Below are 24,813 nucleotides of genomic sequence, written 5' to 3'. Positions count from 1 at the left end.
TTTCCTAATTTAAGTTACACGCTTCAAGGCCAGATAAGCGCATGCGCACTTCAAGCTCAGGTAATACACGAGGTTTAACCGCTTCAAGGCCTTTAGCAAACGCTCTAATATGAGCAGGTGTTGTACCGCAGCAACCGCCAACAATATTTATAAAACCCGATTTGCCCCAATCAATGATCTCAACAGCCATTTCAGGCGCTTCTAAATCGTATTCACCAAATTCATTAGGTAAGCCTGCATTAGGGTGAACAGAGACAAAGGTTTCGCACACCCGTGATAACTCTTCTACATATTGGCGTAATAAATCAGGGCCTAGTGCGCAGTTAAGGCCAATAGAAATAGGCTTAATATGACGGATTGAATTATAAAACGCTTCGGTAGTTTGCCCTGAAAGCGTGCGCCCTGATGCATCAGTAATGGTACCTGAGATCATCACCGGTAATGTACGCCCTGCTTGCTCAAACGCTTCTTCAACAGCGAATGAGGCTGCTTTGGCGTTTAAGGTATCAAAAATAGTCTCTATCAAAATTAAATCAACGCCGCCTTCCATTAAAGCAAGGGTAGACTCAACATACGCCGTGACTAATTTATCAAAGGTGATATTACGATAACCTGGGTCATTTACATCAGGTGAAATAGAACAAGTTTTTGACGTTGGTCCAAGTACACCAGCCACATAACGTGGTTTATCAGGATTTTTAGCGGTGAACTCGTCACAAATATTGCGTGCTAACTTGGCTGACTCGAGGTTTACCTCACGGCTGATACTTGCCATGTCGTAATCTTCCATTGAGACAGTGGTCGAGTTAAAGGTATTGGTTTCAATAATATCGGCACCAGCATTTAAAAAGCCACGGTGAATATCAGCAATTATTTTAGGCTGAGTCAGGCTTAACAAGTCGTTATTGCCTTTAATTAATACATGCCAGTCTTTAAAACGCTCACCACGGTAGTCTTCTTCTTCTAATTTATGCTCTTGGATCATGGTGCCCATAGCGCCGTCGAGGATTAAAATTCGCTGTTTGAGCGCCTCGGTTAATTCTGCATATTTATTCACTGTATTACTCGGCATAGTTGTTAGTCCTTACTGCTTGGCTAACGAGATTAATATCATAAGGTGTGGTTTGATACACATAGTAATTTAACCAATTCGAAAATAACAAGAAAGCATGGCTTTGCCAGGTTTTCGACGGCTCGTTATCTGGGTTGTTATCGGGAAAGTAATTTTCAGGCATAGCGGCGTTGGGCTCTTTTGCAAGGTCACGTTGGTATTCGCCCTTTAATGTGTCGGCATCGTATTCTGGATGACCTGTAATATACACCTGACTCCCCGACTTGTTCTTAAGTAAGTAAGCACCCACCTGCTCTGAGCCTGCCAATACAACTAAATCTTCGCAGGCGTTAATTTTTTCAATATCAATGTAGCCAAAACGAGAATGTGGCACCACAAAGGTATCATCAAAACCACGTGTAAGCGCGGCGTGTTCAAAGTAGCAATGATGAGTAAATACACCACTGAGCTTCTTCGGTTTTAATTCGCGCTTTAAACCATAATGGTGAAACAACCCTGCATGTGCCGCCCAACACGAAAACAAGGTTGATGTTACATGTTGCTCAGCCCAATCGAGTATCACTTTGAGCTCATCCCAATAAGCGACATCGTCGTATTCTAAATGCGCAAGCGGTGCGCCGGTAACTAACATAGCATCGTAGTTGTTGTCTTTTACTTCTGAGAAATAACGGTAAAAGGTGTCTAGGTGCTCTTCAGAATTACTGCTGCTGCGGTGAGTATCTAACCGTAACAGCTCAACATTTACTTGCAGCGGTGAGTTTGCCAGTAAGCGAATAAACTGTACTTCGGTTTCAACTTTATTCGGCATTAAGTTTAAGATGGCCAGTCGCATCGGGCGAATTTCTTGTGTTTTCGCACGGGTTTTTGGCATTACAAATACGTTTTCTTGACGTAACTTTGCAATTGCAGGCAATTCATCTTTCACTGTAATAGGCATTCATTCACTCCAAGCATTATTTTAACCAATGGCTAATTATGAACGGTTAGCAGTAAATTTCAACCTCTAGATGTATAGATGTCTAAATGAATTTAGTATATCGCCTATTTCCTTAAAAACACAGGGCTCACGTTGCTGATTCGTTGACTGTTTAGGCTATGAGACTCTACAATAAGCCATCATAATTTTATTTATAATTCGAAGGCTTTTTCCATGGTTTTACCAGATAAGTTTATTTTCTCGATGAGTCGAGTATCGAAAGTAGTGCCACCTAAGCGCACTATTTTAAAAGATATCTCATTGCATTTTTTCCCTGGCGCAAAAATTGGTGTACTTGGCTTAAACGGCTCGGGTAAATCAAGCTTACTACGTATTATGGCTGGCGTTGATCAAGAGTTTGAAGGTGAAGCACATCCTCAACCGGGTATTAAAATTGGTTACTTACCGCAAGAGCCGGTACTTGATGAAAGCAAAACCGTGCGCGAAACAGTTGAAGAGGCAGTAAGTGAAGTTAAAAACGCACTAAGCCGTCTTGATGAAGTGTATAACGAATACGCGATGGAAGACGCTGACTTCGACGCGCTAGCCAAAGAGCAAGGTCAACTTGAGGCGATCATTCAAGCCCATGACGGCCACAACATTGATAACGTATTAGAACGTGCTGCTGATGCGCTGCGTCTGCCACCTTGGGATGCTAAAGTTGAAGTGTTATCAGGTGGTGAGCGTCGTCGTATCGCTATTTGTCGTTTATTACTTGAAAAGCCAGATATGCTTATCCTCGATGAGCCAACTAACCACTTAGATGCTGAATCAGTTGCATGGCTTGAGCGATTCTTACATGATTACGAAGGCACCGTTGTGGCGGTAACGCATGACCGTTACTTCCTAGATAACGTAGCAGGTTGGATTTTAGAGCTTGACCGTGGTGAAGGTATCCCATGGGAAGGTAACTACTCTTCTTGGCTTGAACAAAAAGATGCACGTTTGCAGCAAGAGCAAAAATCTGAAAAAGCCCGTCAAAAATCAATTGCGCAAGAACTTGAATGGGTACGTTCGAACCCGAAAGGTCGTCAAGCTAAGTCTAAGGCGCGTATGGCGCAGTTTAGTGAGTTACAACACTCTGATTACCAAAAGCGTAACGAAACCAATGAGCTATTTATTCCACCTGGCCCGCGTTTAGGCGACCAAGTGATTGAAGTTAAAAATTTGAAGAAGAGCTTTGGTGACCGCGTACTCATTGATGACTTAAACTTCACCATGCCTAAGGGCGCTATTGTGGGTATTATCGGTGCCAATGGTGCGGGTAAATCGACCCTGTTTAAAATGCTAAGCGGTGAAGAAAAGCCAGATAGCGGCGATATCACCATTGGTGAAACAGTTGAGCTTGCTACAGTTGATCAATTCCGTGGCAACATGGACGACAGTAATACGGTTTTCCAAGAAATCGCTGACGGCCAAGATATGCTTAAAATTGGCAACTTTGAATTCCCAAGCCGTGCTTACGTAGGCCGCTTTAACTTTAAAGGCAATGACCAACAAAAGTTTGTTAAAGACCTATCTGGTGGTGAGCGTAACCGTTTACATTTAGCTAAGTTATTAAAGGCTGGCGGCAACGTTATCCTGCTGGATGAGCCAACCAATGACTTGGACGTTGAAACATTACGTGCGCTTGAGAATGCAATTTTAGAGTTCCCGGGTAATGTAATGTGTATTTCGCATGACCGTTGGTTCTTAGATCGTATTGCTACGCACATTCTTGATTACCGTGATGAAGGCCAAATTAACTTCTTTGATGGTAACTACACCGAATATGAAGAATGGTTAAAGAAAACCCTCGGTGCAGCTGCAGCGCAACCGAAGCGTATTAAATACAAGAAAATTGGTTAGGTTCTAGGTACTAGGTACTAGGTACTAGGTACTAGGTACTAAACATATTTTAAGCCCTGCATTTATGCGGGGCTTTTTATTTCAAATGAGCAAAACCCACTCTCAATTAGTAAATTATTGACTATAATATGAGCTCCTGTATTCATTACTGGGTCTTAACTTTTATGGATAATCGTCGCCAATATACTCGCGTGTTGTTTTCTACTCCCGCAACACTTTTAATAAACGATCAAAAGTACAATTGTGAATTACTCGATGTATCACTCAATGGTGTATTGATTAGCCACCCCAATGGCTTAAAAGCTGACAAACACCAATCAGCTGAACTTGCCTTTACCTTGCCTGATAGCCAAGTAAGCATTGCTATGGCGGTTGAGATTAGTCATATTGAGCCTCTGCACTTTGGTTTGCATTGTACTCATATAGATATTGATAGTATTACGCATTTAAAACGTTTGGTAGAGCTTAATTTAGGTGATGACGCGATATTACACCGTGAACTCGCAATGCTTATCCACACTCCACAAAAATAGACTATCTGCTGTAACTTGATTACCATGGCGTAAATTATTAAAAATGCGCTGTTATGACTTTAAACCCACACTTGCCTCTGGTTTATCATCCAAATTACTCATTTAACTTTGATCCTAAACACCGCTTTGTGATGAGTAAATTTGCTAATTTATATCAGCACGTAAAACAGCTAGGGCTCGTTAATAACAATTTAACTCAACCAAGGCTCGGTAGTCCAGATGATCTTGAGCTCGTCCACTGCGCAAATTATTTAGCTGACTTATGGCATAATAATCTCGAAGAAAAAGCCCTAAGACGCATTGGTCTACCTTGGTCAGAACCACTTATAGCCCGTACTTTTACAGCGCCACTTGGCACTCTTGAAACAGCACGTCTTGCGCTTAAAAGTGGTATCGCCTGCCACTTAGCTGGCGGGACTCATCATGCGCATACAGATTTTGGTTCAGGATTTTGTATGGTGAACGACCTTGCTTTTACAGCACAAACCCTTATACAAAACCGTGAAGTGACCAATGTACTTATTTTTGACCTCGACGTACACCAAGGTGATGGCACCGCAGCAATGCTTACTCACCAGCCTTATGTCTATACTTGCTCAATTCACTGCGAAAAGAACTTCCCATTTAGAAAGTCCCCCAGCGATTTAGATATTGGTCTGGCAAATAACATGCAAGACGATGAATACCTAGGTGTAGTAGATGACACATTGCAATTTTTGCTTAAGCAGCTCAACCCCGATTTAGTGCTTTATGATGCCGGTGTTGATATATGGCAAGAAGACGGTTTAGGTAAACTCGACATAACCTGGCAAGGTATTGAAAAACGAGATAACTTGGTTCTAAAACGCTGTATTGAGCATAATACACCAGTGGCAACCGTGATTGGTGGCGGCTATGACCGAGACCATTTACGTCTCGCCCAGCGCCATGCCATTGTTGTAGAGCAAGCAGCACGTTTTTAATCATGTTAGTACAAATTTAAGCTACACTTTAAACCTATAAATTAATTGAGGTTATTATGCGATTTTTATTTTTTATGTTGCTGCTAGGACTACCAACTGTAGCGTATTGCGAGGAAGAGACAAAAGAATTACCACCTATAAACCCAGCTTATAATGCAGAACATGCCATGGCATTGGTGAATCAGGGTTCACGTATTTTTGCCGTCAATCTTCCCACATACAAACAACCTCACGATGTGCAAATCGTATACAAAATAGAAAACCCCGATGTCGCTTTTTTAAATGTTGTAAGAGGTGCAGAACTGATAACAATTAAGCCTAAGCCATTTAATATCCAACGTTTAATACGTGATGAAGAGATTACAATCACTGCTGATGTGTATAACGGTGATTACCGCCGCGATGGCATCTTAGTATATAAAAATCGCACCATAGAAATGAGTAAACGCCTCTATGCACGAGAGCTGAACTATTTAGCTGAGTCATCGCAATGGCAAGATTATGATTTAATCACTTTAAAAGAAAATGAGCGCATTTACATTCATAAAATAAGTCAGGCTCCTAGCTATAACCACCTTATTTATGTTGATCTAACCAGTGCCTGTTTGCAAAAATTCCGTACTTCTAAACGTGTGCCAAAAGAAAGCGAGTTAACCTATAAATTCATTAACTGCGGCACTTTAAAGCCACTTTATTTTGATAGCGAAGACTTGCAATTAGAAAACTAACACATAAAGAAAAAAGGCTCCTCGGAGAACTCAGAGCCTTTGTTAACTTTGGAATAAAATTGGTTTTAATTAAGTACAAATAATTGGGATGGCACACTTTGGTAATCAACTGCCATAGCAATGCTCAAAGCAGTAATATTAAGGATTGAAAACGCAAACACTTGGCGCGCCCATCCACTAATATCAATATTGCGGCGATAACCTCTTAGTGCCATTAATAACCACCAAAAGCTAGTGGTGCAAGCAACCGCTAAAAACGCCATACCGGTATAACCGCCAATTGTTAAGAGCATCACCACTAACGCATATACGGCGATATATAACACAATATGGTGCTTTGCTTTATCAATACCGTGCGCTACTGGCAGTACTGGAATGCGTGCAGCTTGGTAGTCTTTATAGCGAAAAATAGCAATTGCGTAAGAATGTGGCATTTGCCATAAACTAAACATTACCAGTAAAATTAATGCGCCAACATCAAATTGTGCTGTCACGGCGCAATAGCCCACAACAGGGGGGGCAGCGCCTGATAAACTCCCTACAAATGTGCCATACACTGAGCAACGCTTCATGTATAAGCTGTAAATCCCTACATATATCACATAACCAAAAGCAGCAAAAAAAACGGCAATCCAGTTAGTAAAAATTACTAGTAGAGCAAAACCTAATACCCCAAGCGCAGTAGCATGTAGTAAAGCTGCTTTAGCTGACATTTCACCGGTTACAGTCACCCGTGTTTTAGTACGCGCCATAAACCTATCAATATCACGGTCAATCACATTATTAATCGCACAACCTGAAGCTACGACCAAAGATAAACCCACTAATGTTGCAAGCATTAACCAGCCATCAATACTCCCTTGCGAAGCAAGTAAAAAACCACCCGCAACCGAGATGACATTGCCCATAATAATACCGGGTTTAGTGACCTTTAAGTAACGACGAAACATCTTCTGTCCCCTTTTCTTTTCTGTTAACAATGTACTAACTGGGGGCTAGTACATCATCATGGCGTTCGATTCGTAGATGATCCACACCGACAGCCCTACCACCATCACGATGATCAAAGCACTAAAAATAAACGATAATGAGCTCGCTTTACCCTCCTCAGTTTTAAAGTTCAGATGTAAGAAGTATTTTAAGTGCACCCAAATTTGCACAATGGCCATTATGACGATGCAGGCAAAGGTCGTTGGCTTTGAGAGCGTACCATTCATGACCGCCCAAAATGGAATCACCGTCAGTACAATCGATAAAACAAAACCAATTAAATAATCTTTAACGCTGCCATGTGTAGCTGCATTGTCGCTTTGTGTTTGTAGCTCGTTTAAAGCATGAGATTCACTATGGCTCATTACATTACCCCCATTAGATATACAACGGTGAAAACACAAATCCATACCACATCTAGAAAATGCCAAAACAAGCTGAGGCAACTTAAACGGGTAACGGTGGCAGACTTTAGACCCCGCCGTGATATTTCAATCATCATCGTTGCCATCCAAATTAAACCTGCCGTCACATGCAAGCCGTGTAAGCCAACTAATGAGAAGAACGCAGATAAAAAAGCACTCTGCTGTGGGCCATTACCATGAGTAATTAAGTGATTAAACTCATAAATTTCCATAGAGATAAACACAGCACCTAAAGCAAAAGTAGCCGCTAACCACGCTAACGTCGCGGCCTTTTTCTGGGCACGGGCAAAGATCATCGCAAAACCAAAGGTGATACTACTTAAAAGTAATGCTGCGGTTTCAAGCGCTACAAAATCCAGTTCAAAAATGTCTTTGCCTGACACACCACCAGCGGTATTCATATAAAGAACAGCATAAGTGGCAAAAAATGAGGCGAATAATAAGCAGTCGGTCATTAGATAAAGCCAAAAACCAAATACCGTGTCACCACCGGTATCATGATGCTCGTGAGCATGGGCATCATGATTGATGATATTCATATCAGTAGGGATCGAACTCATGCGCTGAACTCCTTACCTTGGTTAAATGTTGTTGCACTGGCATTATGTGCACTTTCAATTTCAAGAATTTCTTCTGGTTGCACATAGTAATCAATATCGCTGGTGTAACAGCGTTTAAAGAATACCGCGGCTCCAGCAATAACACCGACAATTGCCAACCACCAAATATGCCAGATCATGGCAAAACAGAATGTGGTAAAACAGGCACTCATCATCACCCCTGCCGAGGTGTTTTTTGGCATGTGGATTGGCGCATAACTCGACTTTTGCTGATACGCTTGGCCTTTCTCTTTCATGTCTGTCCACGTATCTATGTCGTGAACATGTGGGATCGTTGCAAAGTTATAGTACTGTGGTGGTGATGAGGTAGACCACTCAAGCGTATGACCATTCCACGGATCACCTGTTGTATCTTTTAATGCTTCGCGGTTTTTAAAGCTAACAAACAGCTGCACCACTTGAAATACAATGCCGAACATAATAATCACCGCTCCAACAAAGGCGATATATAACCAGATATTCCAATCAGGGTTGTTAGAGTGATTTAAACGTCGTGTCATTCCCAAAAAACCAAGCACATACAAAGGCATAAATGCAACAAAGAAACCGACTAACCAGCACCAGAATGACGCTCTACCCCACCCTTCATGAAGTTTAAAGCCCATAGCTTTAGGAAACCAAAAAGCAAAACCTGCTAAGTAACCAAATACCGCACCACCTATAATCGTGTTATGGAAATGTGCAATTAGAAACAAACTATTGTGTAAGACATAGTCAGCGCCAGGAATAGCAAGTAATACACCTGTCATACCACCTACTGTAAAGGTGACCATAAAACCTAGCGTCCATAGTACTGGCACGGTAAACCGTAATCGACCACGGTAAATAGTAAATAGCCAATTAAATAACTTCACACCGGTGGGTACCGCAATCACCATGGTCATTACCCCAAAGAAGGCATTGACATTAGCGCTCGATCCCATAGTAAAAAAGTGATGTAGCCACACGATGAAGCCCAAAATTGAGATAGCACCACTGGCATAAACCATAGATTTATACCCAAATAAACGCTTACCAGTAAAGGTAGAGATGACTTCGGAAAAAATACCAAAAGCAGGTAAAATCAATATATACACCTCAGGGTGACCCCAAGCCCAGAACAGGTTGATATACATCATGGCGTTACCGCCCGCTTCATTAGTAAAAAAGTGAAAATCTAAATAGCGATCCAGTGTTAGCATAGTCAGCACAGCTGTTAATATTGGGAATGACGCAGCGATTAAGATATTTGCCCAAGTGCATGTCCAAGTAAAAATTGGCATTTGCATTAAGCGCATTCCAGGTGCACGCATTTTAAATACAGTGACTAAGAAATTTACTGCTGTTAACAACGTACCAATACCCGATATTTGTAATGCCCAAATATAATAATCGACCCCGACCCCCGGGCTAAAGGACATCTCCGATAATGGCGGATAGGCCACCCAACCAGTTCTTGCAAACTCCCCACAAAATAGAGAAATATTAATTAATATTGCTCCACCTGCGGTTAACCAAAAACTTAAGTTATTTAAAAATGGAAAGGCCACATCACGAGCACCAATTTGCAAGGGCAAAATAATGTTCATTAAACCAATCATAAATGGCATCGCCATAAAGATGATCATAATCACACCGTGAGCTGTAAATATTTGATCGTAATGCTCTGGTGGTAAATAACCCGGTGCACCACTTGTCGCGAGCGCTAACTGTGCTCGCATCATAATGGCATCAGAAAAACCACGAAAAAGCATAATAAGCGCAAGAATGATATACATTACACCTAAGCGTTTATGATCAATCGAGGTGATCCAATCGTGCCATAGCACACCCCATTTGTTATATTTTGTAACCAATGTAGCTATTAATGCTGCTGCAATCACTACTACCGCCATTGTCACCATTAAAATGGGTTCATGGAACGGAATTGCATCTAATGTTAATTTTCCAAATAACGACATAATTATTCCTCGCCTTCACTATGCATTGTGTGACCACTGTGTTCAGGCAATGCTTTATGCTTCTTGTTCATATCACCATGCGCCTGCATATATTTCATAACAATAGTATGAAACAAGCCCTCTTCAACATCGCTAAAATAGCTAACAGGGTTATTTTCGCTAGGCTGTGCCAATGCATCGTAATCCGCTTTATAAAGTGTATTTTTTTGACTTTTAACCTTGTTTACCCAAGTATCAAAGTCAGCTTGCGTTGGTGTAGCAATGGCATTGAATTTCATGCCAGTAAAACCTGCGCCGCTGTAGTTAGCAGAAAAACCTTTAAACGTGCCTGGTTCATTAGCGATTAAATGCAGTTTGGTTTCCATACCAGCCATAGAGTAAATTTGGCTACCCAGTTGGGGAATGAAAAAAGAATTCATGGTGCTTTGCGAAGTTATTTTATATTCCACAGGAACATTGGCAGGAAACACGAGTTCATTCACAGAAGCAATGCCTTGCTCAGGGTAAATAAACAACCATTTCCAATTGAGCGAAACTACTTCTACCGTTAAGTGCTCACCTTTACCTTCTAACGGTTTATATGGGTCAAGCTCTTGGGTAGATTGCCAAGTAATAACACCTAATATAATGACTATCACAATAGGAATAGCCCATACCGCCGCTTCAATTTTTGTAGAATGTGCCCATTTTGGGGCATATACTTCATGATCTTGTCCATCGCGATATTTCCACGCAAAGTACAGCGTCATAACTATTACTGGAATTACCACTATGAGCATTAATACAGTGGCGATGATAATTAGATTTTTTTCGTCTATTCCGATTTGCCCTTTGGGATCAAGCACTCCACCTTTACAGCCGGTCAGTGCCAGTAAAAGAGTGCCTAGAGCACTATTACATAGATTTCGATTTAACAAATGACTACCCTACAACTTACAGCCAAAATACGTTGCGATGCGTTCAAGCAATAAAGTTTGACGTAAAATGGTTATATAATTTGATGCGAGCTGCTTAGTTTTTACATAAACAACGCTTTATATTTCTCAAACAGCTTTACAGCAAACCCAAAAGCTTGAATGAGTTAATTAGGGATGGTTGAATAACAGACACACTGCTGCTATCTATTTTGAGAATAAAGCTTGGTATTGACTTAACTAAATTAGATAGCATTCAACCGTTAAAGCTAGGGGGAGCGCGACAACCATGGGCATGGCTTGTAATTTGAGACTTTAGTGTTTGGACAAGTGAAAAGGTCGTTTTACGTAAAATAATACCCGCACGACGTGATGGGATATAATGAAATAGTAACCAACATAACCCGATAAGTAACTGACACGATATTACAGGGTAAGTTAAAAAACTAAACACATTAACTAAAGATGACTCATAAACAGCCCCTTCGGTTAATAAGCTTTTGAGCTCTATAGCATCTTCAATTGCTCCACTGGCAATCATAGACAAATTAAGCAGTAAGATTAAAAATACAGATAAAAGTTCTCGTCCAGCAAGTGTTGCACGCACAGCCAGTTGCCAACGACCTAACGTTGTTAACATGCAGGATGGCGAACACGTATTTAAACTCAAACGAATAAAACCTTACTAAAAAATGTTGTTCACATACTATATTTTTAACTATGTATGGATGATCTAAATCAATAAACTTTCAATAAGTACTGAAAGTTCGTTCGGAAGTATAACAAAATCAACATACGCTACAAGGAAAAAATAATAAGAAAAATATTTAGGTTATTGTATTTAGGAATAAGCAATATTTAGGGGAGAAATGTATACAGCAGATATAAAAACAGCCCAAGCTTAAAAAAACTTGAGCCGCCTTTGACAACATCTTCACACACAATTATAAAGATTCGGTTTTAAGTGCAATCTGTACACTTTAAATTCATTGATGAATACTGAGTTCATCTAACTGCGTGGTGGTTGAAATAAAAAGCAACTCAAGCCAAGTTAATCCCTAACTTGAGTCGTCTTTTTGACAACATCTTCACACACAATTATAAAGATTCGGTTTTAAGTGCAATCTGTGCACTTTAAATTCATTGATGAAAACTTGATTCATCTAACTGCGTAGTAGTTAAAATAAAAAGCAACTCAAGCCAAGTTAATCCCTAACTTGAGTCGTCTTTTTGACAACATCTTCACACACAATTATAAAGATTCGGTTTTAAGTGCAATCTGTGCACTTTAAATTCATTGATGAAAACTTGATTCATCTAACTGCGTAGTAGTTAAAATAAAAAGCAACTCAAGCCAAGTTAATCCCTAACTTGAGTCGTCTTTTTGACAACATCTTCACACACAATTATAAAGATTCGGTTTTAAGTGCAATCTGTGCACTTTAAATTCATTGATGAAAACTTGGTTCATCTAACTGCGTGGTGGTTAAAATAAAAAGCAACTCAAGCCAAGTTAATCCCTAACTTGAGTCGTCTTTTTGACAACATCTTCACACACAATTATAAAGATTCTTTTCTTAGCCTTAAGGCTGCAAACTCATGACATTTATAACTTGGCTTAGTAGCCGAAATAAGCAGTAACCTGTTTTGGTTAGTCCTATTGTTTGCTTGACTATAAATTTAGAGTAATAGCTCTGCTGTGACAACTGATAAAAATAAACTCAATAGATGAAAAAAATTAACTCATGCTATTTTAGCCCACTTAGCTATAAGTAGAGCTGATATACATATTAATTTAAGAGCTGACATTAAATTTAATTATCTTAAAAATCAGATGGATAAACAATAAAGCCGATTTAATTAAAAAGTAGTTAAGAAAAGCAATTTCAGAAAAATAATTTTATTCCCAACAATTTATTTAATTTTTGGGAATAAAATATTTAGAGGATAAGAAAACAAAAGAATTTACAAGGTTAACACTTTATTATCAAGACCAATGTTTACACTTACTTGTTTTACCTATACCTGGATTAAAAGAATTGGTTGGATCAAGTTCTTTATAAAATGATCTTAAGGCACCTTTAGCTAGATATTCATGGCCCACATTATGCTCGGCAGGATATTCTGCACCACGCTCATCAAACGTTTGTAAGATTTTATTTTTCACAGCCTTTGCATCAACGCCTTTTTTCATAATGTAGTTTTGATGCATAACATGACAAAATAAATGCCCGTAATAAAGTTTCACTTCTATTTGGTCATCTAACTCTTTTGGTAGTTGCTCAAACCACTCTTTTTCATTACGGGGAAATGCTACATCTATGGTCATCACATCACCAAGCTCTTTAGCGCGCATTGCATGCATACGCCCAATAGCGCCGCCGGCTACAAAGCGATGTAAAATTGCTTTTTTACCTTCATCTTTAGTGCATTCGAAGTAACTGCCTTCGTTCTCTTTAAAAAACTTATCAAAGTAAGCTTTGGCTTCGTCAACTCCATCACCACTCATTTCAACTATCCAATGGTGTTCATATTTATCACGAAAGTTTTCCATTCTTCTAGGTAAGTGATTTGGCCATAAATAACTCAAATACTGCATAACGCGCTCTGAGAACTTAGTCGGTAAAAATGAAAGCTTATCAGCAATACGATCAACGCTTCGCTTCATAGCGAACATCTTAGGAATGAACTTTGAACCTAGTTTATCAATCACTAAAAACGTATCTTTGCCGTATTTTTTACATGCATCATAGCACTCTCTATGGATGTACTCGCCTGAAACAGGCAGAGTCTTAAAGGATGACAGCATATCCCGGCGAATTTGCGCTAATACGTTAGCGTCATTAGTACCAAGGTAAAATACTTGATATTTTTCAGGAATAGGAAATGTATCCATGCGTACAGCAAAAACAGCTAACTTTCCTGCACAGCCTGAGGCTTGATATAAGCGACGTCCGTCATTATTGAATCGTGATGGTGTATCTGCATCAACATCTCTAATACGTTCGTGATATTCATTATCAGATGCTCGTTGCTCGCCAAATTCTACATCTTTCTCAGTGTAGTTTTTATTTTGTAAATTTGTCAAAATATCTTCTGGAGTATCACCTAGGTGTATGCCTAAATTGTTTACTAAAGATAAATGACCTTGCTCATCTATTTGAGCGAATAAAGACAGTTCAGTATAAGCAGGGCCGCGCTGTACTAAAGCACCACCAGAGTTATTACAAACACCACCAACTATAGAAGCACCGATACACGACGAACCAATAACCGAGTGTGGTTCACGACCATACTGTTTTAATACATCTTCTAAACCAAATAAAGTCGCCCCAGCCAGACCAACTATTTGCTTTGCATTATCTATTAACTGGACATCACTTATACGCATTGTATTAATCACAACAATAGGTCGATCATAGTCATTGCCATTAGGTGTAGAGCCACCGGTTAGTCCCGTATTAGCCGCTTGCATTATCACTATCACATCGCTTGCAACACACGCCTTTAACGCTTGCCAAACTTGAACTAATGTTGCCGGTTTTATCACCGCTAAAGCGTTACCAGAGCCAAAGCGAAACCCTTTGCAGTAGGGTTGCATTTTCGAATCATCAGTTAGCGTAAATTTACTACCTACAATTGTGTTTAATTCTTGGATTAATGAAGTATGTGCTGAGCTGCTAGTCATTATTATTCCTGATGTAGTGATATTTAGTATATGCCGACAATATACTATCAAAAGTTGAGTTGTTATCTATATAGAAACTAAAATAATCGTTCGACTCCTATTTTATTTCAATTATTTTGCAATATAAGAACAAATTATTCCAGTGAATGCAGATTAGATTTTTTCACTTAAAGATATAGTAGGTCATTAATGACCTACTTATAAAGCAGTGAAAACAAAAAAGCCGCGTTATGAAACTTCATAACGCGGCTTTTTTGTTTTATATCAGAAAGCGAATCGCCTCGCTTAGCAGAAAAGGTTAAAACGTGTAGTTATACTGTGCACCAATTAACACTGCATGGCCTTTTGATTCAAAGCCCCACTGCTGACCCTGGTTATCTGATTCAGTGAAATTCTGTGTTTTACCACGTAAAATACTCATACCAATATCTAGGTTTGCCTGCTCACTCATTGTGTAGTTAGCACCAAATGAGTACCAAAAACGATCTGTATCTGGGATAGAAATTGACATATGGTTTTTATCAGCTGGAGACTCATCATATGCAAGGCCTGCACGTAATAAAACGGCGTCATTAAACTGGTAGTCACCACCAATTGAATAGCGCATTGAGTTCGAGAAGTTCTCATTTTTTGAGAAACCAGGTTCATCACGCCCATCAACATCTGCTTGTAGCTTTTGGAAACTACTCCAGCCGGTCCATAAAACACTATAATGTAAGCCTGCTTTTTCATCTAACTGATGTGAGCCTGAAAACTCAGCAATTGCCGGCAACGTAATCTCAACGCGACCAGGAAGGCTTGCCCCACCAGAGCCAACACCTAAGCCAACTGGAAGCTGACTTGAAAACTCGCCTTCAAAAGTGATATCTGTTTCGCTACGATAGTTAAAACCAAAACGACTATTTTCGCCAAACTGGTACATACCACCTATATTCCAACCAAACCCGTAATCGTCTCCCTCTAAATGCACAGCCTCAGCTTGTGATGGAACACGAAAATCTGGAGGTAACAACCCAGCTTGCGATAATTGATCAAACTGAGCTTGAGTTTGCTCTGACGTAGCACCAAAATTACGAACAATTTTTGCATCTGCATAAACATAGTTAAGGCCAAGGCCTACGCTAAATTGTTCATTAATTTTATATGAACCACTAACATTCATGTTTACAGTCACAATCTCGGTTTCACCAGCAAGTTGCCCTGCAGGGTAATCGGCTTCAAACTCAGTTGATAAACCAAAATTTGAAAACGCACCAAATCCGACAGCAAACTTGTCATCGATAGGCATAACAAAATAACCCGCAGGAACGAATGCAGCAGGAGCAATGCTGCTATCATTTAATTGACTTGGGTTTACAGATGAATTACTCGCCTGCGTACCACGTAAGCTAACGTCAGGGATTACGGCGATACCAGCTACACTTAGTTGATTTTCTTTAAAAATAGACATAAGAGCGGGATTACGAGCAACGACAGAAGCATCATCAGCAACTGCAGCTTCACCTGCATACGCACGGCCTAAGCCTGAAGCATTTTGCTCAGCTAATTGAAATGCCGCTGCAAAAGTATCTGCAGACATAACAGCAAGAGATGCTGCAATAAGAGTTTTAGTAAATTTCATTGTGTTTCCTTAACCAAAGCAAAGCTTGGATACCCATTTAGTTGTTCTTAACCTGTGCACAGGTTATTTAGGATCAAGTAATTATTTTCAAAACTTCGCTACACTACCTTAATTTTTTGTAAAAAACTTCATGAATATGGCAAAAAACAGCAAAAAATAGGGTTTTTAACTACACTTTAACATTTTTTTAAAACTCATCGGATGAGAAATGTGATATTAGAGTTAAAGCTCTAATTGTAATTAATTATCATTTACATTGACTTGGTTAATCTGCGCAATTAGACTATTTGCAAACACCAGTGAAGGGGGATAGCTGTGGAAATAGTATTAGTTATTATGGCCCTTGTTTTTTGTGGAGCCAGCGTATTTAGTTTTTGTAAAGCAAACTTTTGCGCATGTACCAGAGCCGGTGAATGCGATAACCCTGTTAATCATTATTGGTTAGGAGCGATAGTGGCTGCTTTTATAGCTTTACTATGTTGCTGTGGTGCACTTCACTCGGAGAAAGGCACACTACTATGGCTAGTATTAATGGTGAGTTGTTTTAGTGGGGCATTATTATCCGCAAGACAGTCAACCAAAAAGTACTGTGATAAATCAATTACAAAAGATACTAAACCAGCAAGTGCTCTTTTAACAAACGAGCCAAATTAAGCTGATAATCAAGGGGCTTTATGCTAGCGAGGATTTTTAAATCATGCTCAGGCGACGTTAAGTCAATATCTTTTGCCGTAACATGGTGGTTATGCTTAGCATTGTAAAATATTTTAACTTTAGGCTTAATTGGGTTTTGATGGTTTCCTTCAGTGACTAACGCTAAACGTTCATTGTTTAGCTTAACTATGGTGCCAACTGGGTGTACGCCTAAACATTTAATAAACCGCTGTACTAATTCACTATCAAATAAGTGCTTACTACCCAGTAAATAGCGTAAAACATTGATAGGTTCATCTCCTAATTGATGCGGCCTATCAGAGCTCATCGCATCATATACATCGACAATAGCCATGATCCTAGCCGGGCGACTTAACTTCTCTCCAGCTATTCCTCGCGGATAACCGCTACCATCTAAGCGCTCATGATGATTAACTATCATATCAAGCATCAATGGCGTTATTCCCTTTTCACCTTTTACAAGCCCAAGGCTCTGAGCAACGTGCTTTTTTATTGCCTGCATCTCGAGCTCGTTCACTTCTTCAGGCTTAGAGAATATTCCCTGTGGTAATTTAGCTTGACCTAAATCATGTAACAATGCCCCCATTGCCAGCTCTTGTACGATTTCTTCTTTATAACCGAGATACTTAGCAAAAACTGTCACTAAAATCGCGCAATTGGTCATATGACGCCAGTTATACATATTCTTATCTTTGAGCCGAGTCAGAATTGTCATGGCATTATGATTTCGAAATACTGAAGCAACGATATCTTTGGCGATATCGTCTAATAACGAGATATTCATTTTCAAACCCGATGTTACATCGCCATATAAACTTTGTAACTTTCGGTTATGCTGCTCATAGTTAACGCTGGCTTTGGCAAACTCTTGCTCAACAGAAACTACTTTTTTTGCTTTTTCCTTTGCTTTACCTGGTTGCGCTTTTTCTGCGGTGGTATCAGGTTTTTCCTGATATTTAGCAGGAATCCCTACGTCACTTTGGGTAAAGTCTATCAGTAACTCTTGCACACCTTCAGAGATAAGGCGTTGAATAATCGATTTATCGCGGACTAATCCACGAGTTTTAATTTTTATACTATCAACGCCTTCATACTGTTTGCTAACACTGTCAACAAACATACCTGGCACAAGCTCGGAAATAGGAAGGGTAATGAGCATAAATAGCAATAAGTTACTTTTTTCAATAATGGCTTTTTATTATCAACTATCCAGTATAAATGTCTATAACTAAAAGCAGGAACAATAAATAAGTATGAGAAAACTGGCGGGTTGGTAAATTGCTCTAGGCCCTAGTGGCTAGGACCTAGTGGCTAGCACTTATTCTTGGAAATAAGTACCCCAGCCGTCGTACTCAACACCGGTATCAACAGCAAGTTGAGCAAGCTTATCAACGTCTTCCATAATTACGTCTACGTCTAACTCAGCTTCAACAACTATATCAAACCCCCAAATTTTAGCGCCATCTTCAAGCTCTAATTCAGCAGGTTCTTCAACATCATAGCCTAGTTTAAACGCAGCAAGTGCGGCTTGCTCAAGTTTTACGAAGTCTTCACAAACAAAATGGTGCTCTACTTCATATAGGATTTCAGGATCAGAGCCATCTTCTAATAAAGAAGTTACGATGTCTTCACTAATTTCACGCCAATTTTCCATTACTTTTCTCTCACTTGCGCATCTAATTCGGTAATTCTAGCTGCCATTATAGCGTGAACGCGGCTTGCGTGCTCACGCGCACTTATCTCTTTATCAAGGTGCTGTGGTGCTAACATGTCAATGTAGATTGTACCATTGTCCCAGCGGTTTAGTTTAATGGTTTTATTCGTTGTACTCATACACACGGGTATAACTGGAACCTGTGCATTCAAAGCCGTATGAAATGCCCCTGTTTTAAAAGCCAATAGGCCTCGGCCATAGCTACGCGTTCCTTCAGGAAACATCCATACAGATAAACCATTTTGTTTGATTTTTTCAGCTGCTTTTGAAATCGTACCCGCCGCCTTTGAACGATTCGTCCTATCTATAAGAATATTTCCAGACAGCCAATAAAGCTGACCAAAGAACGGGATCCATTTCAAACTTTTTTTACCTAAACTTACACAGTTTTCTGGCACTGCAGCGGGTAATGTAAATAAATCATAATTATTCTGATGATTTGCTAAGTACACAGCAGGTCCTGCACTTTGTGCTTCGCTGTGGCGTGTAATAATGAGTTTAACACCAAGCATTTTAGCCATTGAGCCAAACCAACTTGCAATAATATGTACATTATTTTTATGAAATGGTTTAACTAAACACAATATTAAGCCGCAAAAGCAGCTCAACAAAATAAACAAAGCCATGATTAAGATACGAATAAAAGCTAGCAAAAATACTCTCCAATAATTAAAGCGCGGGCATTATAGCGTTATTTTAGTCGCTAAACGAGAGTTTAGCGCACACTTGTAAGCTTAAATTAATTTATCCTTTAAAAACAAAAGGCCTGCATTAGCAGGCCGTATGATTATAAAGTATAGCTGTCTTTATTCTGGCTGAGAGGATTCGTTTATCTCGTCATTTGGCATGAACTCAACTTCAGCCTCATCAACACGTTGTAAGCCTCGTGGTAGCTTATTTCCGCGACGCCCCCGTTCTCCGTGATAATGCTCAAGATCACTCGGTTTGAGTGTTAACTTACGCTTACCTGCATGCAGTGTCACGCTAGAGCCTTGTGGCACGACTGTGAGCACTTTTACAAACTCTTCACGAGCTTGCACTTTTGCACTTGGGATGGAAATTATTTTATTTCCTTTACCTTTGCCTAGTTTTGGTAAGTCACGCAATGGGAAAAGCAACATCCGCCCTTCATTTGAAATAGCCATGCAGTAATCTGTCGCTACATCATTGACGCGGATCGGTGCAAGTAACTGCCCACCTTTAGGCACACTTACAAGTGCTTTACCGTTTTTGTTTTTACTGACTAAATCAACAAAGTCAGTAATAAAACCATAACCTGCATCAGAGGCCATCAGTAATACTTGTTTATCTTCTCCCATGACAACATGTTCGAAGTTAGCCCCTGCACTGAGGTTGAAACGCCCCGTCATTGGCTCGCCTTGGCTTCTCGCTGATGGTAAGCCATGTGCATCGGTAGCGAATGCCCGTCCTGCTGAATCTAAGAACACGGCAGGTTGATTGCTCTTACCACGCGCAGATGCTTTGTATTCATCACCCGCTCTGTAATTTAAGCCCTCAACATCTAAATCATGGCCTTTACCGACTCGTGCCCACCCTTTTTCAGATAATACAACCGTCACTGATTCTGAAGGGATTAAATCTTTTTCGCTCAATGCTTTTGCTTCAATACGCTCAACAACAGGCGAACGACGATCATCGCCGTACAACTCAGCCGCTTCTTGAATTTCTTTTTTCAGTAACGTCGACATACGACGATCTGAACCTAAAGTAAGCTCAAGCTTGTCACGCTCTTTTGCTAACTCATCTTGCTCACCGCGAATCTTAAATTCTTCAAGTTTAGCTAAGTGACGTAACTTTAATTCTAAAATTGCTTCAGCTTGAATTTCAGTTATATCAAAGCGCTGCATTAAAACTGGCTTTGGTTTATCTTCTGAGCGAATGATCTCGATAACTTCGTCGATATTTAAAAAGGCGGCTAGTAAACCTTCAAGGATATGCAAGCGTGCAAGTACTTTGTCTAACCGGTATTGCAAACGACGACGCACTGTTTCGCGTCTAAAGACTAACCACTCAGTCAAAATACTGCGTAAGTCTTTAACCTGCGGGCGGCCATCAAGGCCAAGCATATTTAAATTAACACGGTAGTTTTTTTCAAGATCTGTGGTGGCAAATAAGTGAGCCATTAACGGCTCTGCTTTAATGCGATTTGAACGTGGAATAATCACTATACGCGTTGGGTTTTCGTGATCTGACTCATCACGTAAATCAGCCACCATTGGCAGCTTTTTCGCATTCATTTGCGCGGCTATTTGCTCAAGGACCTTACTACCAGAGCATTGATGTGGCAATGCAGTGATAACAATATCACCTTGCTCCTGCGTATAAACTGCACGCATTTTTATTGAGCCACGCCCAGTCTGATAAATCTTTTGAATATCTGCTTTTGGAGTGATTATTTCAGCATCAGTTGGATAATCTGGAGCATGAACTAATTCAAGCAACTCATTCAGCTCAGTTTTTGGTTTATCAAGTAATAAACAGCATGCGCTGGCCACTTCTCGCACATTATGCGGTGGAATATCTGTCGCCATACCAACTGCAATGCCGGTAATACCGTTTAATAAAATATGTGGCAGTCGAGCGGGTAGAACCTGTGGTTCATCCATGGTGCCATCAAAGTTAGGAGTCCAATCAACGGTACCTTGGCCTAGCTCTTTGAGCAGCACTTCCGAGAATTTGGATAAACGAGCTTCAGTATAACGCATTGCTGCAAATGACTTAGGATCATCCGCCGCCCCCCAGTTACCTTGACCATCCACTAATGGATAACGATAAGAAAACGGTTGCGCCATTAACACCATAGCTTCGTAGCAGGCACTATCACCGTGAGGGTGATATTTACCCAATACATCACCGACGGTACGTGCTGATTTTTTATATTTAGCTGCAGCCGATAATCCCAGCTCACTCATCGCATAAATAATACGGCGCTGGACCGGTTTTAAACCATCGCCAATATGTGGCAATGCCCTGTCCATGATCACATACATGGAATAATTCAAATAAGCGTCTTCTGTAAAACGCCCCATTGTTTGTTGCTCAACTCCTTGCATCAGCAAGGTATCTGTATCACTCATCAAAGCCTACCTAATTTTTTTATAGCTTACACGGTAGATCACATTGGCGTAATCATCGGAGATCAATAAGCTGCCATCGGCAAGTTCTGCAAAAGCAACCGGACGACCCAATGTTTCTTCGTTTTTCATAAAGCCCGTTATAAACGGCGTGTATTTTATCACACGTCCTTGCTCAATAGTGGCAACAGCCACTTTATATCCTGACTTTTTACTGCGATTCCATGAACCATGCTCAGCAACAAATAACTGTTGTTTGTAATCGCTCGGAAATTGCTTACCGTTATAAAAGTGAATACCCAGTGGGGCCACATGAGCAGCTAACGCTAATGCGGGTGCCGTATAATCGCTGGTACTTTTACCTTTACCAAACTCAGGATCTAAAATAGCTCCCGCATGTACATAAGGAAAGCCAAAGTGTTCACCCTCATTAGTTAAGCGATTTAATTCATCAGGCGGTATGTCATCACCCATCATATCTCGTCCATTATCGCTAAACCACATAGCTTGTGTGCTTGGATGAAAATCAAAGCCAACCGAATTGCGCACACCTTTAGCAAGTGTGGTAATTTGCTTGGTATTTACATCCAGTGCAAATATTCGACCAAATCGCTCATCTTCAGCGCAAATATTACAGGGTACGCCTACTGGGATTATCAATTCGCCGGTAGGTGCGAAGCGTAGGAATTTCCAACCGTGATGACGCTCTGTCGGTAATGCATCATAAACGACCTCATATTTTGGTGCTTTGAGTTGTTTATCTATATTTTTGAAGCGAATAATACGGTGTACTTCACCTACATATAAATCATCACCTTTAATGGCAAGCCCTGATGGCATTGATAAGTCACTGGCGACTAAAATCTGTTTATCTGCAACACCATCACTGTTGTGATCTATCAGTGCATATACCTTGCCCGCTTTACGAGAGCCAACATAAACAATGCCTTTTTTAGACACTGCAATTTGGCGAGCATTCTCTACATCATCGGCAAAAATACTCACTTCAAAGCCTTGAGCGACGCTCAGCTCTTTAAGTATGTTTGCTGCACCTGCGGGTGTACTTAACAGCCCTAAACTGATTATTAATGTCAGTAATTTATTCATAAACCTCTACCCTGTTTCGGCCATTTTCTTTAGCAGCATATAAGGCTTTGTCTGCTTGCTTTAGTAAATCTTTGAATGTGCTTGTTTGCTCATTCTTTTGAGTCACGCCTAAACTTGCAGTGACTCTAATTATTCCTTTATCGCTCTGGATTTGTGCTTTTTCGATGGCACTTTTTATTCTGTAAGCAATTTCAGTGGCTTCAACTTGATCCGTGCCAGTCAAAACAACTAAAAACTCTTCGCCACCAATCCGTCCCAAGAAGTCATTTTCACGAATTGCTTGCTGGGCAACGTTAACAATGGTTTTTAATACTAAATCACCAGCTGGATGACCGTAGTTATCGTTCACTTTTTTAAAGTGATCTAAGTCAAAGCTAATTAGCGCAAATTTATTATAGCCTTGTTTTAACTCTTGCCATTGCAGCTCTGCATAGTCCATGACTTTTCGCCTATTTGCCACACCGGTTAAATAATCAGTATTAGCGAGTACATTAAACTCTCGTTTCAATCGATACTGGCGCCATGTAAAAATAAGTAACACGAGCAAGAACATCAAAATACTGAACATAGCTGTATGATGAAGTGCTTGTTCTTGCTTAATCTCTAACATAGCAAATTCATTAAGTTCTTTATCTTTTTCGAGTAATTGCTTCTCTAGTTCCAATTTTTTGATGTCAAATTGGGCTTTATTCTCAGAGCGAAACAGTTCACGTATATAGTTATAATGCTGCTCATTGAGCGAAATATATGATTGATATTCCTCAGTTGCTCGTTCAAAGTCGCCTTCTTTTATGGACAATTTTGCTTGCAATTTTTTTAACCGAAGTAAAAAATTTATTGCACTTTCAGCTGGAATATCACTTAAAAGCTCGTTAGTTTCAGTAATTGTTCGGTTAGCTTGTTCAAGTTTTGATTGTGTTATTTCAATTTCAGTTTGAATTAAGAAGTGGTCTATCTTCTTATAGACGTCTTCAATACCGACCACAAACTGATTACTTAAATCTAAAAACTTAACGCTTTGTTCAATATTACCTAATTGTAAGTATGCTTGCGTAAGAGTGATATATGCATAGTAATTAAATTTAGGGCAGGATGATTGTGACTCTGCGTTAATCTTTAAAATTTGCTCAGCATTCAAAATTACGTCTGAATTACGTGAAAGCTTGAGGTAAATCTTAGCTAGATGATAATAAGAAACCATCATATCAAACGATAAATTTTTACGACTAAAATAAGACAGGGCTTTTTTTTGCAGCTCAATAGCTTTATCAAAATCATATAAAGCCTCATAAGATTGTGACATCATAGATTCAATGTAAGCGAGCTGTAAGTCATCGCCACTTTTAAGAAAGACTTCGTAGGCTTTATAATAATAATCTTTTGCTTTACTCTCGTTGTGATTACTAACGTGATAGTTGGCAAAAGCAGCATAAAGGTTACCTTTAGCTTTATCATCTAACAGCGTTATTTTTTCTTTAGCTTTATCTAATTCAGCTAATGCTAACTTAGAATCACCTTGCAGCAAGTATATATCCGATTTAACAATAAAGTAGCTAACCGCTGAAGTCGCATCGAGTAACTCTTGATAACGTTGTATCTGTTTGACTAATTCAACTGCTTTATTCATATCACTATTAAGCAGGTAGTTTTCAGCAAGCGTGATTTGTAGTTTTATGCGTTGAATTTCAGTTAACGTAGGTGCTTTATCTTTTAGGATATTATTAAGGTATATAACAGCAAGCGTTGGGTTCTCAATGCTTTTTTCTTCAGCAATGGCCAGCTTTTCCTCTAACCATTGCTGCTCAACTGAAGTATTCGCATTAGCAGTGCTAAAAAACACTGCTAATGCGAAGCTTAACAAATAGCGATTTAAAACAGCCACTAATAAAGCCTACCAAGTTGAGG

General features: G+C 39.8%; 21 protein-coding genes. 5 read left to right on the top strand and 16 right to left on the bottom strand.

Annotated features, from left to right (window positions below; translation table 11 throughout):
- Window positions 1-4: 4 nt before the first annotated feature.
- Both QMA12_RS12515 and metA read right to left on the bottom strand, forming a co-directional pair.
- Window positions 5-1,072: a homocysteine S-methyltransferase family protein gene (locus QMA12_RS12515; protein ID WP_290209289.1), complete on the bottom strand. Its 1,068-nt coding sequence runs from the start codon at window positions 1,070-1,072 to the stop codon at window positions 5-7.
- Complete coding sequence (gene metA, locus QMA12_RS12510; RefSeq protein ID WP_290209288.1) at window positions 1,062-2,009, bottom strand: homoserine O-succinyltransferase; 948 nt, start codon at window positions 2,007-2,009, stop codon at window positions 1,062-1,064. The genes QMA12_RS12515 and metA overlap by 11 nt, the downstream gene beginning before the upstream one ends.
- Window positions 2,010-2,222: 213 nt before the next feature.
- On the opposite strand from metA, the gene ettA reads away from it, so the two are divergent.
- The 4 genes from ettA (at window position 2,223) to QMA12_RS12490 (ending at window position 6,119) form a co-directional block, all read left to right on the top strand.
- Window positions 2,223-3,896 (top strand): energy-dependent translational throttle protein EttA, encoded by a 1,674-nt coding sequence (ettA, locus tag QMA12_RS12505; protein ID WP_290209287.1) that lies wholly within the window; start codon window positions 2,223-2,225, stop codon window positions 3,894-3,896.
- A 164-nt stretch (window positions 3,897-4,060) separates the two neighbouring features.
- Complete coding sequence (locus tag QMA12_RS12500) at window positions 4,061-4,429, top strand: PilZ domain-containing protein (protein WP_290209286.1); 369 nt, start codon at window positions 4,061-4,063, stop codon at window positions 4,427-4,429.
- Between the two features lie 53 nt (window positions 4,430-4,482).
- Window positions 4,483-5,391 (top strand): histone deacetylase, encoded by a 909-nt coding sequence (locus QMA12_RS12495; protein ID WP_087532892.1) that lies wholly within the window; start codon window positions 4,483-4,485, stop codon window positions 5,389-5,391.
- A 56-nt stretch (window positions 5,392-5,447) separates the two neighbouring features.
- Complete coding sequence (locus tag QMA12_RS12490; protein WP_290209285.1) at window positions 5,448-6,119, top strand: hypothetical protein; 672 nt, start codon at window positions 5,448-5,450, stop codon at window positions 6,117-6,119.
- Window positions 6,120-6,184: 65 nt separating this feature from the next.
- Here QMA12_RS12490 and cyoE read toward each other — a convergent pair whose 3' ends face one another.
- The 8 genes from cyoE to QMA12_RS12450 form a co-directional block, all read right to left on the bottom strand.
- Window positions 6,185-7,069, bottom strand: a complete 885-nt coding sequence (gene cyoE, locus QMA12_RS12485; protein ID WP_290209284.1) for a heme o synthase — start codon at window positions 7,067-7,069, stop codon at window positions 6,185-6,187.
- 45 nt (window positions 7,070-7,114) lie between these two features.
- Complete coding sequence (cyoD, locus tag QMA12_RS12480) at window positions 7,115-7,474, bottom strand: cytochrome o ubiquinol oxidase subunit IV (protein WP_087532889.1); 360 nt, start codon at window positions 7,472-7,474, stop codon at window positions 7,115-7,117.
- Complete coding sequence (gene cyoC, locus QMA12_RS12475; RefSeq protein WP_087532888.1) at window positions 7,474-8,094, bottom strand: cytochrome o ubiquinol oxidase subunit III; 621 nt, start codon at window positions 8,092-8,094, stop codon at window positions 7,474-7,476. Before cyoC ends, cyoD begins: the two co-directional genes overlap by 1 nt.
- On the bottom strand, window positions 8,091-10,094 hold the full coding sequence (cyoB, locus tag QMA12_RS12470) for a cytochrome o ubiquinol oxidase subunit I (protein ID WP_087532887.1): 2,004 nt from the start codon (window positions 10,092-10,094) through the stop codon (window positions 8,091-8,093). The genes cyoC and cyoB overlap by 4 nt, the downstream gene beginning before the upstream one ends.
- Window positions 10,095-10,096: 2 nt before the next feature.
- Window positions 10,097-11,011, bottom strand: a complete 915-nt coding sequence (gene cyoA / locus QMA12_RS12465) for a ubiquinol oxidase subunit II (protein WP_087532886.1) — start codon at window positions 11,009-11,011, stop codon at window positions 10,097-10,099.
- Window positions 11,012-11,264: 253 nt separating this feature from the next.
- Window positions 11,265-11,648 carry a hypothetical protein gene (locus tag QMA12_RS12460; protein WP_290209283.1) on the bottom strand — a complete coding sequence of 128 codons (384 nt, stop codon included), beginning with the start codon at window positions 11,646-11,648 and terminating at the stop codon, window positions 11,265-11,267.
- Window positions 11,649-12,995: 1,347 nt separating this feature from the next.
- Window positions 12,996-14,696, bottom strand: a complete 1,701-nt coding sequence (gene dld, locus QMA12_RS12455; protein WP_087532884.1) for a D-lactate dehydrogenase — start codon at window positions 14,694-14,696, stop codon at window positions 12,996-12,998.
- A 298-nt stretch (window positions 14,697-14,994) separates the two neighbouring features.
- A complete protein-coding gene (locus tag QMA12_RS12450; RefSeq protein WP_290209282.1) occupies window positions 14,995-16,317 on the bottom strand; it encodes an outer membrane protein transport protein in 1,323 nt (440 codons plus the stop codon).
- Window positions 16,318-16,632: 315 nt separating this feature from the next.
- On the opposite strand from QMA12_RS12450, the gene QMA12_RS12445 reads away from it, so the two are divergent.
- On the top strand, window positions 16,633-16,971 hold the full coding sequence (locus tag QMA12_RS12445) for a hypothetical protein (protein WP_290209281.1): 339 nt from the start codon (window positions 16,633-16,635) through the stop codon (window positions 16,969-16,971).
- On the opposite strand, the gene QMA12_RS12440 is transcribed toward QMA12_RS12445, so the two are convergent.
- The 6 genes from QMA12_RS12440 to QMA12_RS12415 form a co-directional block, all read right to left on the bottom strand.
- The gene (locus QMA12_RS12440; protein WP_290209280.1) at window positions 16,931-18,151 is read right to left on the bottom strand and encodes an HD-GYP domain-containing protein; all 1,221 of its coding nucleotides are present in this window, start codon (window positions 18,149-18,151) and stop codon (window positions 16,931-16,933) included. The genes QMA12_RS12445 and QMA12_RS12440 overlap by 41 nt on opposite strands.
- A 159-nt stretch (window positions 18,152-18,310) precedes the next feature.
- A complete protein-coding gene (gene rraB, locus QMA12_RS12435; RefSeq protein ID WP_087532880.1) occupies window positions 18,311-18,646 on the bottom strand; it encodes a ribonuclease E inhibitor RraB in 336 nt (111 codons plus the stop codon).
- Window positions 18,646-19,359, bottom strand: a complete 714-nt coding sequence (locus QMA12_RS12430; protein ID WP_087532879.1) for a 1-acylglycerol-3-phosphate O-acyltransferase — start codon at window positions 19,357-19,359, stop codon at window positions 18,646-18,648. Before QMA12_RS12430 ends, rraB begins: the two co-directional genes overlap by 1 nt.
- Window positions 19,360-19,512: 153 nt before the next feature.
- Complete coding sequence (gene parC, locus QMA12_RS12425) at window positions 19,513-21,804, bottom strand: DNA topoisomerase IV subunit A (RefSeq protein ID WP_087532878.1); 2,292 nt, start codon at window positions 21,802-21,804, stop codon at window positions 19,513-19,515.
- A 6-nt stretch (window positions 21,805-21,810) separates the two neighbouring features.
- On the bottom strand, window positions 21,811-22,908 hold the full coding sequence (locus QMA12_RS12420) for a PQQ-dependent sugar dehydrogenase (RefSeq protein WP_290209279.1): 1,098 nt from the start codon (window positions 22,906-22,908) through the stop codon (window positions 21,811-21,813).
- Window positions 22,901-24,790, bottom strand: coding sequence for a GGDEF domain-containing protein (locus QMA12_RS12415; RefSeq protein ID WP_290209278.1), 1,890 nt, complete (start codon window positions 24,788-24,790; stop codon window positions 22,901-22,903). The genes QMA12_RS12420 and QMA12_RS12415 overlap by 8 nt, the downstream gene beginning before the upstream one ends.
- Window positions 24,791-24,813 lie beyond the last annotated feature (23 nt).

It is taken from the genome of Pseudoalteromonas sp. APC 3893, assembly GCF_030408095.1.
Taxonomy (GTDB): Bacteria; Pseudomonadota; Gammaproteobacteria; order Enterobacterales; family Alteromonadaceae; genus Pseudoalteromonas.
This window is presented reverse-complemented; position numbering and strand designations above follow the sequence as displayed.